This window comes from Bradyrhizobium sp. WYCCWR 13022 (assembly GCF_030435535.1).
GTDB lineage: Bacteria > Pseudomonadota > Alphaproteobacteria > Rhizobiales > Xanthobacteraceae > Bradyrhizobium.
Genome location: NZ_JAUIZJ010000002.1, coordinates 272296 through 290234, shown reverse-complemented (window position 1 = coordinate 290234; position 17939 = coordinate 272296). Strand labels below are relative to the sequence as shown.

Here is a 17939-nt window from a genome sequence, read left to right as displayed (position 1 = left end):
ATCAGAGTTTCCTGATGTCCCAGGCGGGCCCGATCCTGTTTGTATCCAATACCGAGCGCCCCGCCTTCATTGCGGCGCTGGACGAGGCCCGTCTGTTCCCGGTCGTCGACACCGATTGGGCGAGCGCCGCACGTGCCGTCGAGCAGGTGCAGCCGGCCGCGGTCCTCGCCGCGATGTCCGGCGGGCACGAAGCACATATGCCCCTGCTCGCAAAGAAGATCGCCGATCAGCCGCTGTATCTCCCGCTGGTCGCGTTCGATGCGCAGGCCACGCTACCCCACAACGCGCTGCCGTTCTCCACGCGCGGCAACGCTGCCGAACGCCTGATCGCGCGCCTGCGCGCCGCGATTCGCGTCCGCACGCTGCATGCCACCGTGCTGCGCCGGCTGCCGGAGGCGAAGGTGGCACTGCCGGAGGCCGATCCGGTGCGCGATGCCATCGTGCTGTTGATCGGCCGCGGCGCTGCTTATCCTGCCCTCTCCGTCGCGCTCGGCGAGCGTACCGGCGTCGTCGGCGCGCTCTCGATCGAGGCCGCGGCCAAGCATCTCAACACCCGCGACATCGACGGCGTCGTGCTCTCCGACGGATTTACGCCGCGCGTCACCGACGCTTTCCTTACCGTGCTCGCGGAGGACACCCGCTTCCGCAACCTGCCCGTGGTCGTCACCGCGCACCAGCTCACCCAGAGCTACGATCTGCCCAACCTCGAGCTGATCGCGGGCGAGCCCGCCAAGGTCGCGGCCAACGCGCTGCCGCTGATCCGCCAGCACGCCATGGAAGCGCAATTGAGCCGGACGCTGCGCTCGATCGACGCCGGCGGCTGGCTCGATCCGCGCAGCGGTCTCTTGACGGTCGAAGCCTTTGCCCGCGATTTCTCCAAGGCCGTGGAGCAGACGCTCGCGCGCGGCGGCGGCCTGTCGGTGGCGCGCTTCGCCTTCGATCCCGGCAATGCCCGCGCGCAGCTCGATGCCGCGCGCATCCTCAGCCGCCTGATGCGGCAGATGGACTTTGGCGCGGCACAGAAGGACGGCTCGGTGATCGTGGTGTTCGCCGAAACCGACTTCCGGACGGCGCACATGATCGCCCGCCGCCTGTCGGCGGTGATGAAGCACACGTCCAACGGCAAGCACGAGATGCGCAGCGATCCCGTCGTATCAGTGGATTCGCTGTCGCCATCGGATACGGCGAGGTCGTTGCTGGGCCGGCTATCGGCGGACGCGTCGCGGGCGGCGTCCTAGCTTTTTGGCCGACTGCCTCAACAGCCTCCGTCATTGCGAACGAAGCGAAGTTATTCGGAATCTCTCAGCGGAAAGATTCTGGATTGCTTCGTCGCAGGAGCTCGTCGCAATGACGTGGCGAGAGCGATAGCTCTCACGCCGCCTTCTTTTTCTGCGCGAGCTGCGACAATTGCCGCATGATCTCGGTGGTGCCGGCGAGACGCTCTTCCGGGGTTTGCCAATCCTGCAGGAACACCACCTTCATGTCGGGCCGCACCTTGGCGGCCTGGCCGTGGCTCTTGATGAACGACACCAGGCGATCGGGATAGGCGAAGGAATTGTCGCGGAAGGTGATGACGGCGCCCTTTGGACCCGCATCGATCTTCTCGACATTGGCCTGGCGGCAGAACGCCTTGATCGCGGCGACCTTGAAGAGATAGCGCACCTCGTCCGGCAGCACGCCGAAGCGGTCGCGCATCTCGGCGCCAAAATTCTCGATCTCCTCCTCGCTGTCGAGATCGGCGAGGCGCCGGTAGAGCGAGAGGCGCACCGAGAGATCGCCGACGTAATCCTCAGGGATCAGCACGGGCATGCCGATGGTGATCGTCGGCGACCAGCGGTCCGCGGCGGGCTCGGACACGCCGGCCTTGAGGTTGACGATCGCTTCCTCCAGCATCGACTGGTAGAGCTCGAAACCGACCTCCTTGATGTGGCCGGACTGTTCCTCGCCCAAAAGATTGCCGGCGCCGCGGATATCGAGGTCATGCGAGGCGAGCTGGAAGCCCGCGCCTAACGTCTCCAGCGATTGCAGCACGGTGAGCCGCCGCTCGGCCTGCGCGGTGATCTTCTGCTGCGCCGGCAGCGTGAACAGCGCATAGGCCCGCAGCTTGGATCGGCCGACGCGGCCGCGGAGCTGGTAGAGCTGGGCGAGACCGAACATGTCGGCGCGATGCACGATCAGCGTGTTGGCGTTGGGAATGTCGAGGCCGGATTCGACGATCGTGGTCGAGAGCAGGATGTCGAACTTGCCGTCGTAGAACGCGGTCATGATGTCCTCGATCACCGCGGGCGGCATCTGCCCGTGCGCGACCGCGACCTTCATCTCCGGAACGTTCTTGTCGAGGAAATCCTTGACCTCGGCGAGATCGTCGATGCGCGGCACGACGTAGAACGCCTGGCCGCCGCGATAGCGCTCGCGCAGCAGCGCCTCGCGGATCATCAACGGATCGTGCGGGGCAACGAAAGTGCGGACCGCCAGGCGATCGACCGGGGGCGAAGCAATTATCGAGAGCTCGCGGACGCCGGTGAGCGCCAATTGCAGCGTGCGCGGGATCGGGGTTGCCGACAGCGTCAGCACATGCACCTCGGAGCGCAGCGCCTTCAGTCGCTCCTTGTGGGTGACGCCAAAGTGCTGCTCCTCGTCGACGATGACGAGGCCGAGATCGCGGAACTTGATCGCCTTGCCGAGCAGCGCGTGGGTGCCGACGACGATATCGACCGAACCGTCGGCGATGCCCTTCTTGACCAGGTTGAGCTCCTTGGTCGCGACCAGGCGCGAGGCCTGCGCCACATTCACCGGAAAGCCCTTGAAGCGCTCGGTGAAGGTTTTGGCGTGCTGGCGCGCCAGCAGCGTGGTCGGCACCACGACCGCGACCTGCTTGCCTTCGAGCGCGACGGCGAACGCGGCGCGCAGCGCCACCTCGGTCTTGCCGAAGCCGACGTCGCCGCAGATCAGCCGGTCCATGGGACGGCCGAGCTCGAGGTCCTTCAGCGTGGATTCGATCGCCCCGAGCTGATCCTCGGTCTCGTCATAAGGGAAACGCGCGCAGAACTCGTCATAGAGGCCCTGCTGCACCGGCAGTTTGGGCGCCTCGTGCAGATGGCGCGCGGCGGCGATCTTGATCAACTCGCCTGCGATCTCGCGGATACGGTTCTTGAGTTTGGCCTTGCGGGTCTGCCAGCCGGAGCCGCCAAGGCGATCAAGCTCGACCGTGGTCTGGTCGGAGCCGTAGCGCGACAGCAGTTCGATGTTCTCGACCGGCAGGAACAGCTTGGTCTCGGCGGCATAATGCAGCTCGAGACAGTCATGCGGCGCGCCGGCGACGTCGAGGGTCTGCAGGCCAATGAAGCGACCGATGCCGTGATCGACGTGGACGACGATGTCGCCGGCGGTGAGGCTCGTGACCTCCGAGATGAAATTGTCGAGCTTGCGGCTCGCCTTGCGCGGCCGCACCAGACGATCGCCCAGGATATCCTGCTCGCTGATGACAGCGATCTCGTCGGTCTCGAAGCCGCTTTCGAGCCCGAGCACGGCCAGCATGGTCTCGTTGCGCGGGGTTGCCTGCACCGTCCGCCAGGCGTTGACGCTGGTGGTGTGAGCAAGCTTGTGATCGCGCAGCATCGAGGTCATGCGGTCGCGCGAGCCTTCGCTCCACAGCGCGATCACGACCTTCTTGCGTTGGGCTTGCAGCGCCATGACGTGGCTGACGACGGATTCGAACACGTTGACCGTGGTATCGTTACGCTCGGGCGCAAAGTCGCGGCCCTTGCGCGCGCCGGCGTCGACGACGCTGGTGCCGTCGGCCGGCACGGAGAAGGCCGTCAGCCGGATCAGCGGCATGTCGCGTTCGCGCTTGCCCCACTCCTCCTCGGTCAGATAGAGCCGATCCGGCGGCAGCGGCTTGTAGATGGCGCCACCGCCCGGATGCTCCATCGCATCGCGGCGGGCCTCGTAATAGTCCTGGATCTGCTTGAAGCGCTCGCGGACGGCGTCCTCGGCCTGCGGCTCGATCGCAACCGCGGCGCCCTGCAGATAATCGAACAGCGTGTCCATGCGGTCCTGGAACAGCGGTAGCCAGTGCTCCATACCAGGGTGGCGGCGGCCTTCGCTGACGGCCTCGTAGAGCGCATCGTCCCGCTCGGGCGCACCGAACTCGGCGACATAGCCCATGCGGAAACGGCGGATGGTATCGGTGACGAGCTGGAATTCCGAGATCGGCACAAGATCGAGCGAGCGCATGTCGAGCAGCGTGCGCTGCGTCTCGGCATCGAACGAGCGTATCGATTCCAGGCTGTCGCCGAAGAAGTCGAAGCGAACAGGCTGCTCGAGCCCGGCCGGAAACAGATCGAGAATGCCGCCACGCACGGCGTACTCGCCGGGTTCGCGCACGGTCGAGGAACGGTTGTAGCCGTTGTGCTCGAGCCAGGCGACGATGGTGTCCATCGGCACGACATTGCCGGGCGCGACCGAGAGTGCCTGGGCGGCGACCAGCTCGCGCGCGGGTACGCGCTGCACGACGGCGTTCACCGTCGTCAGGACGATCAGCGGCTTGTCACTGCCGGTGAGCGCGGCGAGCCGTGCCAGCGTTGTCAGGCGCTGCGCAAGGATGCCGCCATGCGGCGAAACGCGGTCATAGGGCTGGCAGTCCCAGGCCGGAAAGGTCAGCACCGGCAGATCGGGCGCAAAGAATTGCAGCGTCCGTTCGAGCTGCTGCATGCGTCCGCCGTCGCGGCAGACGACCGCAAGGCTGACGGCCGGCTTCTTCGGCCGCGCCGCAACGGCCCGCGCGAGATCGGAGACGATAAGGCCTTCGGCGCCCTCGGCAACATTGGCAAGCGTCAGCGCGCGGCCGGGCGTCAGCAGCTCGGCCGGAGATTTCATGCCCAGCTTCATAAGTCGCCGTCCGCAATCGGAGACGCCTTGATGCGGGCGAACAACGCGCCGTTGACGTCGGCTGGCAGCAGCTTGTCACCCGTGATGGCGGCATAGAGATCGGGATCGTTGACCTCGAGCAGGGTCTCGAGCTCGGTCAGCTCGACCTCAGACAGGTTGCCGATCTCGGCATCGGCGAAGCGGCCGAGGATCAGGTCCATCTCGCGCGTGCCGCGGTGCCAGCAGCGGAACAGCAGCCGCTTGCGGCGGTCGTCCAGCCCGTTGCTCGATCGTGTCGTTCCCGTCATGTCTCAAATCCAGTCAAACGCCGAAAGCCCGGACGTGCCGGGCCGGGGTGATATAGCCACTCGAACCTGCCGTGTCAGCCCTTTGTTCTTGCAATTGTTTGGGGACTGTCATTGCCGGGCTTGACCCGGCAATCCATCGTCCTTGAAAAGATGGATGCGCGGGTCGAGCCCGCGCATGACGAATGTTGCGAGAATGCGCCCCAGCCTGCTCAATCCGCTGTTTGCTCCCGTGACCAGCCTGCCCGGCGTCGGTCCAAAGCAGGACAAGCTGCTGCAATACCTGCTCAGCCGCAGCGAGACGCCGCGGCTGGTCGACCTGTTGCTGCATCTGCCGAGCCAGGTCATCGACCGCCGGGCGCGGCCGAAGATCCGCGATGCGGTGCAGGGAACCATGGCGACGCTCGAGGTCACGGTCGATCGCCACCGCCCGCCTCCGCCGCGCAATCCGCGCGCGCCGTATCTGGTCTATGCCAGCGACGACACCGGCGATGTCGTGCTGACGTTCTTCCGCGCCAAGCCGGGCTATGTCGAGAAGCTGCTGCCAACAGGCGAGAAGCGCTACGTCTCAGGCACCCTCCAGATGTACGACGGCATCCCGCAGATCGTGCATCCCGACCGCGTGCTCGACGAGGACGCGATCGCAAAGCTCTCCGGGATAGATCCGGTCTACCCGCTCACCACGGGCCTCGCGCTCGGCTCGCTGCGCCGCGCGATTGCGCAGGCGCTGCAGAAGCTGCCCGCGCTGCCGGAATGGATCAGCCCGGAGGTGCTGCGCCGCTGCAATTTCCCGCCTGTTACGGAAGCGCTCCATCGCGTGCACCAGCCGGTCGAGCTCACGGACATCCTGCCCGACCAGCGCTTCTGGTCCCGCCTCGCCTTCGACGAATTGCTCGCCGGGCAGCTCGCGCTCGCCTTGATCCGCGCACAACTGCGACGGCCCGCCGGCGTGCGCAACGCCGGCGACGGACATCTTCGCAACAGGATCATCGACGCCCTGCCCTATGCGCTCACGCCATCCCAGCGCAACGCCGCGGCCGCCATCGCCGAAGACCTGAAGCAGCCCGTACGCATGTTGCGTCTGCTCCAGGGCGACGTCGGCTCGGGCAAGACCGTGGTGGCGCTGCTGGCCGCCGCGGCCGTCGCCGAAGTCGGCAAGCAGGCCGCGCTGATGGCCCCGACCGAAATCCTGGCGCGCCAGCACATCAAGACCATAGTGCCGCTCGCCGAGCGGGCCGGCATGCGGGTGGCGATCCTCACAGGCCGCGAAAAAGGCAAGGAGCGGCGCGAGATCATCACGCAGCTTGCCGCAGGCGAGATCGATCTCCTCGTCGGCACCCATGCGCTGATCCAGGACGATGTGATCTTCAGAGATCTCGCGCTCGCGATCGTGGACGAGCAGCACCGCTTCGGCGTACGCGAGCGGCTGGCGCTGACATCGAAGGGCGAAGCCGTCGATGTGCTGGTGCTCAGCGCCACGCCGATCCCGCGCACGCTGGTGCTGACCTATTTCGGCGACATGGACATCTCGGAGCTGCGCGAAAAACCAGCCGGCCGCCAGCCGATCGACACCCGCGCCGTCGCCATGAGCCGGCTCGGCGAGGTCATTGACGGCGTCGGACGCGCGCTGGAATCCGGCAAGCTGGTGTACTGGATCTGCCCCCTGGTCGAGGAATCCGAGGCCGAAGGCACCGAGCATCTCACCAATGCGACGAAGCGTTTCGAAAGCCTGCAAAGGCGCTTTGGAGATCGCGCCGGCCTCGTCCACGGCCAGATGAAGGGCTCCGAGAAGGATCGCGTGATGGGCCAGTTCGCTGCGCACGAGATCGGCCTTCTGGTCGCGACCACCGTCGTCGAGGTCGGCGTCGACGTGCCGGCGGCAACCATCATGGTGATCGAGAATGCCGAGCGCTTTGGACTTGCCCAGCTGCACCAGTTGCGCGGCCGCATCGGACGCGGCTCGGAGGCCTCGACCTGCATTCTGCTCTACAGCGAGCCGCTCGGAGAAATGTCGAAGGCGCGGCTGAAGGTGATCCGCGAGACCACCGACGGGTTTCGCATCGCCGAGGAGGACCTGAAGCTGCGCGGCGAAGGCGACGTGCTGGGCGTGCGCCAGAGCGGCCTGCCCGGCTACCGCATCGCGCGCTCGGAGGTGCATGGCCAGCTCATCACCCAGGCCCGTGACGAGGCATTGCGGATCATGAAGGACGATCCGAAGCTGGAGGGCGAACGCGGCGAGGCGCTGCGCTGCCTGCTGTATCTCTACGAGCGGGACGAGGCGATCCCGTTGATCGGCGCGGGCTAGCTCGCGGCCCTTCGTCGTCCAACCTCGTAGGCGGCGACATGCGCCCGGGCGAGATCCAGCAGCGGCGTGTCGATATTCAGCTTGCGGGCCCGATTGGCCATGTCGCCGAGGATATGCTCCGCCTCGGTGATCGAGCCGCGCTCGATATCGCGCAGCATGGAAGCCTTGAGCGGCGAGTCCAGCGTCGTGAACAGTTTGCGGTCGAACTCGATGAACGGGGCGCGCGGTTCAAAGCCGGAAGCCGTCGCAACGGCACAACATTCCGCGAACAGGCGGAAGATCGATTGCTCGCCGTTCGGCACAGCCAGGATGTCCCCGATGCTCGCGCGCATCAGGCAGGTGATGCCGGCGAGCGTCGAGAGCTGGACGAACTTCTCCCACATGTCCTGCATGATCGCTTCGCTGGCGCGCACGTCGATACCGGGGACATCGAGCAGCTTTTCCAGAGCAAGCGTGCGATCGCTCAGCGCTCCCCTGGTCTCGCCAAAGACAATCGTCTGATTGGCCATGAACTGAACGACGCGGCCATCCGCATCGAGCCCTGCGCTGACATTCGCAAGCCCGCCGAGAACGTGCGCGGCGCCGAACTTCGCCGTCAGCGCATCGATATGTTTCAAGCCGTTCAGGATCGGCAAGATCATCGTGCCGGCGCCAACCGCCGGGGCGAACTGATCCATCGCGTCGTCGAGCGAATAGGCCTTTACGCCGACGAGCACGACGTCGAACGGCTCCTCGAGCTCATTTGCCTGGAGGAGCTTCGGCTGCACGGCGAAATCGCCATGCGGGCTTTTGACCCTCAATCCATCCCGCCGCAATTGCTCGGCCCGGGCGGATCGCACCAGAAACGTAACGTCGGCGCCTGCTCGGACCAGGCAAGCTCCGTAATAACCGCCGAGCGCTCCCGCGCCGATCACCAGCACTCTCATTCCAGCTCCTGCGTCATGCTCCCGGACAGGTCAGCCAAGGCTTTGGCTGCCGAATAACTGAGGATCAGGCCTTCTTCTCCGCGATACTGGCGGCGAACGCCTTCAACAGCGACGCATCGACCGCCTCGCCTTTCGCGTCGGCGGCCAGATGCTCGAACCATTTGGCAAAGCCTTCGTAGATCTGGCTGGCCGGATGATCCGGCCCGAGAAAGCCTGATATCTCCTGCATCTCCGCAACCCAGCGATAGGCCTTCGGGATCATGTCAGGGAGCGCGACCTCGAGCCGCGCCAGGATCGCGGGCTGGCTGAGCGCGAGCTCGTCGCGGAGCGCATCGGCAGCCCCTGCCTTGGTCGCAGCGACCACCATGGCCGAGCCGATGCCGGCGAGACCTTTGACGATCCCGGCGTAGGACATCTTGAGCGCGGAGGCAGCGCCGACCGGCCCCTCGACGATGCGCAGATCGAGCCCGAAATCCCTCAGTACCGCGAGATCCCCGGCGTGCTCTCCGGACATGTAGAAGGCCGGGCTCTTGCCGCCCGGCTGCGGCGGAAAGCCGATGATGCCGCCGTCGACGAAGGGCGCCTGCGCCGATCCGATGATCTCCTCGATCCGCTTCACCGTATCGACATTGACGGCGTTGCAGTCGACCACGACAGGCTTCTTCGCACGCTTCACGATCAGGGCCGCCAGCCGCTCGGCGAGCGCCACCGCCTCGCCCGGCGGCACGATCGAAAGAATGATGTCGGCATCCGCGATCGCATCGTCCTCGGCGCCGATCATGCCGGCATCCGCCGCCCGCTTCAGCGTCGCCTCGCTGCGCCCCTTGAGCGACGTCAGCACCCGCGCGCCGTTTTCGCTCAAGCGTCGCGCCACCGCGCTGCCCATGGCACCGGGCGCGAGGATCGCAATGGTCTTCGACATCGGGACACTCCAGTTCGACTTCCGAGCGCGACGCTCAGTTTCGACCGGAACATTAGCAGACGACGCGAGCGCCCGCGTGACCCCAGGCCATCCCGCCGGGGAATAGCCCTACTCCACCTTTGCAGGCTCGGGCTGGAGCGTGGAGGCGTCGGCAATGCGCGCGGCATTGGCCATGCCCGCGAGCGCAGCCGCCTTCTTCGGGTCGGGCGCGGAGCCGGGCTGCACCACGCCGGCCGACATGATCAGCGTTGCGGCATCCTCGGCACTGAGGTCGACCTCGATGATCTTGCTCTTGGGCACGTAGAAGAAGAAGCCGGTGGTCGGGTTCGGCGAGCACGGCAGAAACACCGAGACATGCTCCTCCTGCCCCGGCAGGCTTCGCGCGATGTCCTCGCTCGGCGATTGCGAGATCAGCACGATCGACCACATGCCGGGCGATGGAAACTCGACGAGGCCGACCTTGCGGAAGCTCGATCCCTTGCCCGAAAAAAGCGTCTCGAACACCTGCTTCAGGCCGCGATAGATCGCACGCACGGCCGGGATCCGGCCCAGGAACGTCTCGCCGACATCGACCAGCGTGCGGCCGATCAGGTTCGCCGCGAGGAATCCGACCAGGGTCAGCGTGAAGAATGCGACAATCAGTCCCCAACCGGGAACGCCGTAGGGAAGATAGGTTTCCGGCCGATAGGCCAGCGGCACGAAGGGTCGCACCACGCCATCGACCCAGGTGACGAACCACCAGACCAGGTACAGCGTGATCGCAATCGGACCGGTGACGATCAGTCCGGTCAGGAAATAATTGCGGAAACGGCCCATCAGGCCGGTATGCGGTTCCGGGGCGGGATCAAGAGGCGCAGGCGCGTCGTCGCGGGCGGTCATTCGGGTTCCAGGTCGGTCGCTTCGCACAAGCTAGGGTCTTCTAGCAGGTTTTGGAAGATCACGAAGCGTCCCGGCCGGATTCCCCCTTGCCTATTCCACGGTCACGGACTTGGCGAGGTTGCGCGGCTGGTCGACGTCCGTGCCCATCACGACGGCCGTATGATAGGCGAGCAGCTGCACCGGGACGGCATAGACCATCGGCGTGAAGGCCGCGGCCATGTCGGGCATGACGATGGTGACGAGCGAATCCACCGTCGCCTCCGCCGCACCCTTGGCGTCGGTCATCAGGATGATGTTGCCACCGCGGGCGGCAACCTCCTGCATGTTGGAGACGGTTTTCTCGAACACGCGGTCGTGGGGCGCGATGACCACCACAGGCATGGTCTCGTCGATCAGCGCGATCGGGCCGTGCTTGAGCTCGCCGGCGGCATAGCCCTCGGCGTGGATGTAGGAGATTTCCTTCAGCTTCAGCGCGCCCTCCAGTGCCAGCGGGAAGCTGGTGCCGCGGCCGAGATAGAGCACGTCGCGGGATTTTGCGATCCGGTGCGCGAGCTTCTCGACCTGGGGCTCGGTGGTGAGCGCATCCGACATCAGGCGCGGGACCTCGACGAGGCCGTGGACGAGCCTGGTCTCGTCCTGCTCGGACAATTCGCCTCTGGCCTTGCCGGCGGCAATCGCCAGATTCGCCAGCACCATGAGCTGGCAGGTGAAGGCCTTGGTCGAGGCGACGCCGATCTCGGGGCCGGCCAGCGTTTGCAGCACGGTCTCGCTCTCGCGCGCGATGGTCGAGGTCGGCACGTTGACGACGGCAACGGTGTGTGCGCCCTCGGCCTTGGCGTAGCGCAAGGCGGCCAGCGTGTCGGCGGTCTCGCCGGATTGCGAGATGAAGATCGCAAGATCGCCCTTGCGCAGCGGCGCTTCGCGGTAGCGGAACTCGGAGGCGACGTCGACTTCGACCGGCAGTCGCGCAAAGCGCTCGAACCAGTACTTTGCGACGATGCCGGCGTAGCTCGCGGTGCCGCAAGCGGTGATGTTGATGCGCTGGATGTCGTTGAAGTCGAACGGCAGCTTGACCGGCAGCGAGACACGCTCGGTCGCCATGTCGACGTAGCGCGCCAGCGTATGGCCGACGACTTCCGGCTGCTCGTGGATCTCCTTCGCCATGAAGTGGCGGTAATTCGCCTTGTCGACCAGCGAGGTCGAAGCGGCGTGGCGGATCTTGTCGCGCGCGACGGCCTGGCCGTCCTTGTCGAAGATCGTGGCGCTCTTGCGGGTCAGCACGACCCAGTCGCCGTCCTCGAGGTAGCTGATCGTGTCGGTGAACGGGCCGAGCGCGATCGCGTCCGAGCCGAGATACATCTCGCCGTCGCCATAGCCGATCGCGAGCGGCGGGCCGTTGCGGGCGCCGATCATGAGATCGTCGTCGCCGGCAAAGATGAAGCCGAGCGCGAAGGCGCCGCGAAGGCGAGCCAGCGTCAGCTTCACCGCTTCGACCGGCTTGTTGCCGCGGGTCAGGAGGTCGTCGACGAGATGCAGCACGATCTCGGTATCGGTCTCGGTGTGGAACACCGTGCCGTTCTTCTCGAGCTCCTCGCGCAGCTCGCGGAAATTCTCGATGATGCCGTTGTGAACCACAGCAACGCGCTCGGTCGCATGCGGATGCGCATTGTTGACGGTCGGCTTGCCGTGGGTGGCCCACCGGGTGTGACCGATGCCGGTGGTGCCCTTGAGCGGCTCGGCTTCCAGCCGCTTCTCCAGATTCTTCAGCTTGCCCTCGGCGCGGCGGCGCTCGAGATGCTTGCCTTCAAGCGTGGCGACGCCCGCGGAATCATAGCCGCGATATTCGAGACGTTTGAGCGAATCCACCAATTGCTCTGCAACCGGCTCGCGCCCGAGAATGCCGACAATCCCGCACATGCGGATCACTATCCCCCAAATCGTCGAAAAATCGCCTAAACGACGCGCTCGGTTTTTAGCGAAGTTCCTAAGGAACCAGATACTCAATAATTATGACCGATTGCGACAGCATTCGCCGACGGAAATCCCGAGCCTGCGTCGATTTGGCTTGCCTTTAACCGCACGCATTAACCCAGCGTCAACAAGTTTGGCCAACGATTCGAGCCCGGGAGATCAGGGCCATGAAAGCCACGTCCGACCGCAAAGGTCTGTCTTCGATGTATATTCGTGCCAGCGAGACCTCCGGCACGCACCTTGCGCATTGGCCCCCGCCCCAGCGCGGCAAGGAAAGCAAGCCTGTCTTCGTGAAGCATCCGGAAGGCGAGCCGATCAAGCGCGCCAAGCCGCGCGGCTGGCGCCTGACGCGCGCCATCTTCTCCGAGTTCGCCGAAGACGAATGAGCGCCCGCTGACTTCGCCGGCTACTTCTCGGTTTTTTTGCCGCCGGTCTTCATCTCGCGATAGCGCGCCGCGCCGCCCTCGCGGATGGTCTGCTGGTTGCGCTCGAGCGCCATCGCGTCGTCGGGCACATCGCGCGTGATCACCGAGCCTGATCCGATATAGGCGCCGTTGCCGATCTTCACCGGCGCGACCAGCGAGGAGTTGGTGCCGACAAAGGCACCCTGCCCGATCACCGTCTTGTGCTTCTTGAAGCCATCGTAGTTGCAGGTGATGGTGCCGGCGCCGATGTTGGAATTGGCGCCGACGGTGGCATCGCCAATGTAGGAGAGATGGTTGACCTTGACGCCGGCCTCCAGCGTCGCCGCCTTGGTCTCCACGAAATTGCCGATCCGCGCGCCGTCGCCGAGCGAGGTGCCGGGACGCAGCCGCGCATAGGGGCCGATCGACACCCTCTTGCCGAGCGTGGTCTCGACGATATGCGAGAAGGAATGGATCACGGCGCCGTCGGCGATCGACACGCCGGGGCCGATCACCACGAACGGCTCGATGGTGACGTCCTTGCCGAACACGGTGTCGGCGGCGAGATAGACGGTTTCAGGGGCGACCAGCGTGACGCCGGCCTCCATCGCAGCCTTGCGCAGCCGCGTCTGCATCACGGCTTCGGCTTCCGCAAGCTGGGCCTTGGTGTTGATGCCGCGCACTTCGTCCTCGCTGGTCTCGATCACCACGGACTCCCATCCGATGTCGCGGACGATTCCGACCGCATCGGTCAGATAGTACTCGCCCTTGGAATTCGCATTGCCGATCTTGTCGAGGATCGCGAGCGCGCGCCGTCCGTCGATCGCCATCACGCCGGCATTGCACAGATCGATCTTGCGCTCCTCCGCGCCGGCGTCGGCATGCTCGCGGATCGCGACCAGGCGGTCGCCCTCGACGATGAAGCGGCCATAGCCGGTGGGATCCACCGCACGGAAGCCGAGCGCGGCAATCGCAGCACCGTTCGCGAGCGGCGCGCGGAGCCGCGCAAACGTCTCGGCCGAGATCAGCGGCGTATCGCCGAAGGCGATCAGGACATCATCCACGCCGCGCGCGATCGCCTCGCGCGCCGCCAGCACCGCATGCGCGGTGCCGAGGCGCTCGCGTTGCACGAAGATGAGCGCGTCGGAACGGATGCGCTTCGCCTCGTCGGCAACCGCCTGATGATCGGGACCGATCACGACGGCGAGCGCCGTGCCGGTTCCCGTCGGTGCGGCGCCGAGCACATGGGCGAGCAGGGTTTGGGAAGCCACGGGATGCAGCACCTTCGGCACGCTCGATCGCATGCGCGTGCCCTCGCCGGCGGCGAGCACGATCGTGAGGCTTGAGCGGGCGGTCATCGCAATCCTGTCAAATAAGGCCGAATCGATCGTTCACCGACGGGCGGCGAGCGGACGCCGCCTTGCTACCCCCGCAAACACCCGGAATTCAAGTGCGCACGGGTTTTCCTGTTAATGTTCCGTGATTGATTCGGGGACGCCGGACAGGGCTGGGCACTCAACGTTCATGGCAAAGGATTCGGACCCACTGGCGGATGCCTTCGGCGACAAGGAGACCGGAGGGCTGTTCTCCGGACTTTTGGCCGAGGAAAGCACGTTCGATCGCCGCATGCTGTGGCGCCTGGGCACCTGGGGCGTGGCCGCCGTCGGCGCCGTCGTGGTCGCCGTGATGGCCAACCAGGCCCAGCTCGGCTGGCGGCGCGATCAGGTCGCCTCCGCCGACCTCGCCCGCCAGTCAGACCGGCTCCAGGTGCTGACCAAGGAAAGCCAGCTCGAAACCCGTCGCCTCGCCTCCGCCATCGAGACGCTGAACACCGATCGTGACCGGCTCTATTCGCGCGTCACGGTGCTCGAGCAGGGGCTCGATTCCGTCACCGGTGCCATCGCCAAGCAGAATGCGACGTCGCAGCAAACGCCGGCCTCGAAGCCGCAGGACGCCCCCGTCGCCGCCGCTCAGCCCGCGACCCCGGCGCCGGACGTCGCACCGGTCGCATCGACTGCCGCCTCGCTGGTCGACAAGCCGCGCGGAAATGCCGGCAAGGGGCCCACGGACGGCTCGAAGGAGGCCGCGAAGGATCAATCGGGCCCGCCCCAAACCGCATCCGCCGCCTCGCTCGTTCCGCAGTCGCCGGCGACGACCTCGGCGATTCCGATCCTTCCGCTGGTGCCATCGAAATCCATCATGGCGCCACCGGATCCGGCCGCGTCGAAACTGATCCAGCCGGAAACGACCGAGAAGGCCGTCGAGACGAAGTCCGACGCAGCGCCCGCGCCAACCGAAGTCGCCGCAGCACCTGCCAAGCCGCCCGAGGCAACCGAAGCCGAGTCCCCCGCGATCACGGTGCAGCAGACCCGCTTTGCCATCGATCTCGGCGGCGCGAATTCCGTCGACGGCCTGCGCGCGCTCTGGCGCGGCCTGAGCAAGTCCCATCCGGAGGTCGCCGCGCTGCGGCCGATCATCATGATCAAGGAAGGCAAGAATGGCCTCGGGATGCAGCTTCACTTGGGCGCCGGCCCCCTGATCAATGCCGCCGCCGCCGCAAAGCTCTGCGCGGGCCTTGCCGAGAACGACCGCCATTGCGAGACCACGGTGTTCGACGGCCAGCGCCTGTCGATGCGCGGCGGCTCGGACAAGAACCAGGACAAGAATTCGGAAAAGAGCCAGGACTCGGTCCCACAAAGTGAAACCGCCCCTGCGCCCGTGCCCGCCGCCAAGCCCGAAAAGCACCGCCGCACTTATTCCTCCAGGCGCTCGTCAAGGCGCGAGGAGCCGGCGCCCGCACCAGCGCCCCAGCCGGCTGCTCAAGCCAAGCCCGAGACCGCCTCGGCGAGTTCGACGATATCGTCGTTCTTCAGACGGTGAGACGATCAGGGCGTTTGATTGAAAGACCGCAGCGACTCGCCCGAGAGGGCGCTTCTCAAATGACCGCGGCCAGTTGGCTGATCTTGATGGCAGCGCAGATGATCATACCCCACAGCGCAAAATTGATCTGCAACGCATCAGCCATTGCCAAACTCACCCGCATCCTCGCAGTCGCGCTCTTCGACGTGATCTGCTCCTGTTGGGATCCGCCCGCGCTGCGAGCCAAATGTTAGGCGGCCGAGCAACTCTCGCAAATCCGTACGGCTACGGTTCCGAGGCGCTCTGATTGACGAAAAAGGGTGCAACGGCCGCGCAGGGCGCCCGGTGTAAAAATTCCCCGGCCCTGTTGCTCCGTTCCGCCATCCCGACCATATTGCCGGCATGACAAAGAAGCCGTTTCGCCTCACGCCCTATCAGGTGCAGTTTCTCATCGTCGTCGGTTTCGTCACCGTCGGCTGGGCGCTCTATGTGCGCTATCTCGCGATCGAGTTTTCGCAGGTGGCGCTCGCCTGCGACGCCGGCTTGCAGACCATGGTCTGCAAGGCGCGCTCGGTGTCGACGTCGCTGTTCAAGAATTCGGTGTTCGGCATCGTCGCGCTCGTCATTGCGACGCTGAACCTGATGCGGCCCTCGATCGTGCTGCTCACGCTCGGCGTGGTCGCAGCAGGCCTCGGCATCGTGCTCTACAACATCGTGCTGGCGGGCCTTGCGATCGGCCTGCTCATCCTTGGCTTTGCTCGGCCCGCGCCCGCCACAGCGTGAGCGCGAACAAGAGATAGATTGCGCAGGTCCACATCGCCTGCCAATTGATGCGTCCTTCGTTCAGGATGACGTAGACCGCCGACAATGCCAGCACGCCCGCGAACACCGCTTCCGCGATCGGGCGCACGCCGATCTGCGGCCGGTTCAGCATCAACAGCGCAAACGGCACCACCGCCATCGTCAGCGAGGCGTAGGGGAAGTCGCGGTAGCGCGGGTCGAACACGAAGCCGAGCGCGGTCTCGGCCGCGATCACCGCCGTCACGGCCAGGGTCAGGCAAAGCAAGGCGCAAAGTTTTGACCATTTCCGGCCCTCGCGCGGACCGAGCAGGTCGAGGAAGGTCGGCAGGCTGCGGCCGATGACGAGCGCCTGCGCGCAGAAGATCGGCGAGAAGATGCCGGCGAGCAGCAGCACGCCCCATTGCAGCCAGCCGCCCCAACCATAGCTCTCGTAATACATCTTGTCGGCGGCGATCCCGAGCAGGATGCCCGCCGATGTCGCGGAGATGCCGACGCCAAGCCAGGCCGAGAAGCGCGGCGTCCAGGGCCGGCGGCGCAGCGTGAGGCCGGCCACCGCGAACACCAGCACGCTGAGACCCATGCCCGCGCCCATGTACCATTTCCAGAACGGGAAGTTGCTGATCGGCTCGCCCGGCGGATATTTCAGATGGCGCCGCACCGAATCGAGCAGGCCCCAATAGCCGCCGACGGTACCCTCGAGCCGCCGCTTCCACGGCTGGTCATAGGCCTCGATCAGGTTGACGCGAAACTTCTGGGACTTTGCGAGGGCCAGGATTTCCGAGACGACGCGCGCCTGGTTGGTGCGGGACGGCAGCGCGCCCTCGCGCATGCGGCCCTCGCTCGGCCAGCCGGTCTCGCCGATCAGGATCTCCTTGTCGGGGAACGCCACCGCCATGCGCTCGCGGATCGCCTCGACATGGGAAGATGCGAATTTCGCCTTCACCGGCACATCCTCCCAGTACGGCAGGATATGAATCGTGACGAAATCGACGGCGTCATAGACCTCGCGGTTCTTCAGCCAATATTCCCATACGTCGGCATAGGTCACGGGCACGCTGACCTGGGCCTTCACCGAACGGATGATCGCGATGAGATCCTGCGTCGTCATCTCTCCGCGCAGGAGCACCTCGTTGCCGACGACGAGCGCGGAGATGGTGTCGGGAAATTCCTTGGTGAGGCGGATGGCGGTCGCCACTTGCTCGAAATTCTTGGCGCGGTTGCTGCCGAGCCAGATGCCCTGGATCACCTTCAGCCCGCCGACCTTGGTCGCCACCGAAGGCACCTGGTCGAGCCCGTTCTCGATCGAGTAGGTGCGGACGCAGTCGGTGATCTGCTTGAGCTGCCGCAGATCCTGCTCGATCTGGTCGGCCTCGATATGGGTCCATGGGTTCAGCGGCGTCTGCTCGCCGCGGAACGGCGCGTAGGAGACGCATTGGACCTTGTCATTGGGATCGATCGGGGCGCGCGCAAGCGTGATCGGCGTGGCAAGCCACCACCACACGGCAGCAATCGCACCCAGAGAAACGAGCAGGAGCGCCAGTGGCGTACGAAGTGAAATCGGTTCCGTCCTCCGCGAAGGGTCCGTCGATTACCTGCTCGCACGCCGTCTGCCAAGGGGGGTGACGCGCCTTGGCCGCACCCTCTCCCCGACGAATTGGGCTGCGGCCGTTCGAATGGGCCGTAGGATCGTGACTTTGC

At 65.7% G+C, this 17939-nt stretch carries 13 protein-coding genes; 5 read left to right on the top strand and 8 right to left on the bottom strand.

Annotated features, from left to right (window positions below; translation table 11 throughout):
• Window positions 1-14 precede the first annotated feature (14 nt).
• Complete coding sequence (locus QY049_RS02355) at window positions 15-1238, top strand: GGDEF domain-containing protein (protein ID WP_301268762.1); 1224 nt, start codon at window positions 15-17, stop codon at window positions 1236-1238.
• Window positions 1239-1371: 133 nt separating this feature from the next.
• Here the strand turns inward: QY049_RS02355 and mfd are convergent, their stop codons facing one another.
• Together mfd and QY049_RS02345 are read right to left on the bottom strand one after the other, a co-directional pair.
• Window positions 1372-4890, bottom strand: coding sequence for a transcription-repair coupling factor (gene mfd / locus QY049_RS02350; protein WP_301268761.1), 3519 nt, complete (start codon window positions 4888-4890; stop codon window positions 1372-1374).
• On the bottom strand, window positions 4887-5177 hold the full coding sequence (locus tag QY049_RS02345) for a succinate dehydrogenase assembly factor 2 (protein WP_301268760.1): 291 nt from the start codon (window positions 5175-5177) through the stop codon (window positions 4887-4889). The genes mfd and QY049_RS02345 overlap by 4 nt, the downstream gene beginning before the upstream one ends.
• A gap of 193 nt (window positions 5178-5370) precedes the next feature.
• Between QY049_RS02345 and recG the strand changes: the two genes are divergently transcribed.
• A complete protein-coding gene (gene recG / locus QY049_RS02340; protein WP_301269252.1) occupies window positions 5371-7479 on the top strand; it encodes an ATP-dependent DNA helicase RecG in 2109 nt (702 codons plus the stop codon).
• Here the strand turns inward: recG and panE are convergent.
• The 4 genes from panE to glmS all read right to left on the bottom strand — a co-directional run bounded on the left by panE (window position 7476) and on the right by glmS (window position 12123).
• The gene (gene panE / locus QY049_RS02335) at window positions 7476-8405 is read right to left on the bottom strand and encodes a 2-dehydropantoate 2-reductase (protein WP_301268759.1); all 930 of its coding nucleotides are present in this window, start codon (window positions 8403-8405) and stop codon (window positions 7476-7478) included. The two genes, recG and panE, sit on opposite strands and share 4 nt — an antisense overlap.
• A gap of 64 nt (window positions 8406-8469) precedes the next feature.
• Window positions 8470-9327, bottom strand: a complete 858-nt coding sequence (locus tag QY049_RS02330; RefSeq protein WP_301268758.1) for an NAD(P)-dependent oxidoreductase — start codon at window positions 9325-9327, stop codon at window positions 8470-8472.
• A 108-nt stretch (window positions 9328-9435) separates the two neighbouring features.
• Window positions 9436-10206 carry a DUF502 domain-containing protein gene (locus tag QY049_RS02325; protein WP_301268757.1) on the bottom strand — a complete coding sequence of 257 codons (771 nt, stop codon included), beginning with the start codon at window positions 10204-10206 and terminating at the stop codon, window positions 9436-9438.
• A gap of 90 nt (window positions 10207-10296) precedes the next feature.
• A complete protein-coding gene (gene glmS / locus QY049_RS02320) occupies window positions 10297-12123 on the bottom strand; it encodes a glutamine--fructose-6-phosphate transaminase (isomerizing) (RefSeq protein ID WP_258761562.1) in 1827 nt (608 codons plus the stop codon).
• 221 nt (window positions 12124-12344) lie between these two features.
• Between glmS and QY049_RS02315 the strand changes: the two genes are divergently transcribed.
• Window positions 12345-12563, top strand: a complete 219-nt coding sequence (locus QY049_RS02315) for a hypothetical protein (RefSeq protein ID WP_194475845.1) — start codon at window positions 12345-12347, stop codon at window positions 12561-12563.
• Window positions 12564-12583: 20 nt separating this feature from the next.
• Here QY049_RS02315 and glmU read toward each other — a convergent pair whose 3' ends face one another.
• Window positions 12584-13939 carry a bifunctional UDP-N-acetylglucosamine diphosphorylase/glucosamine-1-phosphate N-acetyltransferase GlmU gene (gene glmU / locus QY049_RS02310; RefSeq protein WP_301268756.1) on the bottom strand — a complete coding sequence of 452 codons (1356 nt, stop codon included), beginning with the start codon at window positions 13937-13939 and terminating at the stop codon, window positions 12584-12586.
• A gap of 166 nt (window positions 13940-14105) precedes the next feature.
• Here glmU and QY049_RS02305 point away from each other — a divergent pair, with 166 nt between their 5' ends.
• Both QY049_RS02305 and QY049_RS02300 read left to right on the top strand, forming a co-directional pair.
• Window positions 14106-15461 (top strand): hypothetical protein, encoded by a 1356-nt coding sequence (locus tag QY049_RS02305; RefSeq protein ID WP_301268755.1) that lies wholly within the window; start codon window positions 14106-14108, stop codon window positions 15459-15461.
• A 381-nt stretch (window positions 15462-15842) separates the two neighbouring features.
• Entirely contained in the window at window positions 15843-16223 is a 381-nt protein-coding gene (locus QY049_RS02300) for a hypothetical protein (RefSeq protein ID WP_194475842.1), read from the top strand.
• Here QY049_RS02300 and QY049_RS02295 read toward each other — a convergent pair.
• Complete coding sequence (locus tag QY049_RS02295) at window positions 16183-17742, bottom strand: beta-(1-6) glucans synthase (RefSeq protein ID WP_301268754.1); 1560 nt, start codon at window positions 17740-17742, stop codon at window positions 16183-16185. The genes QY049_RS02300 and QY049_RS02295 overlap by 41 nt on opposite strands.
• Between the last annotated feature and the right edge of the window lie 197 nt (window positions 17743-17939).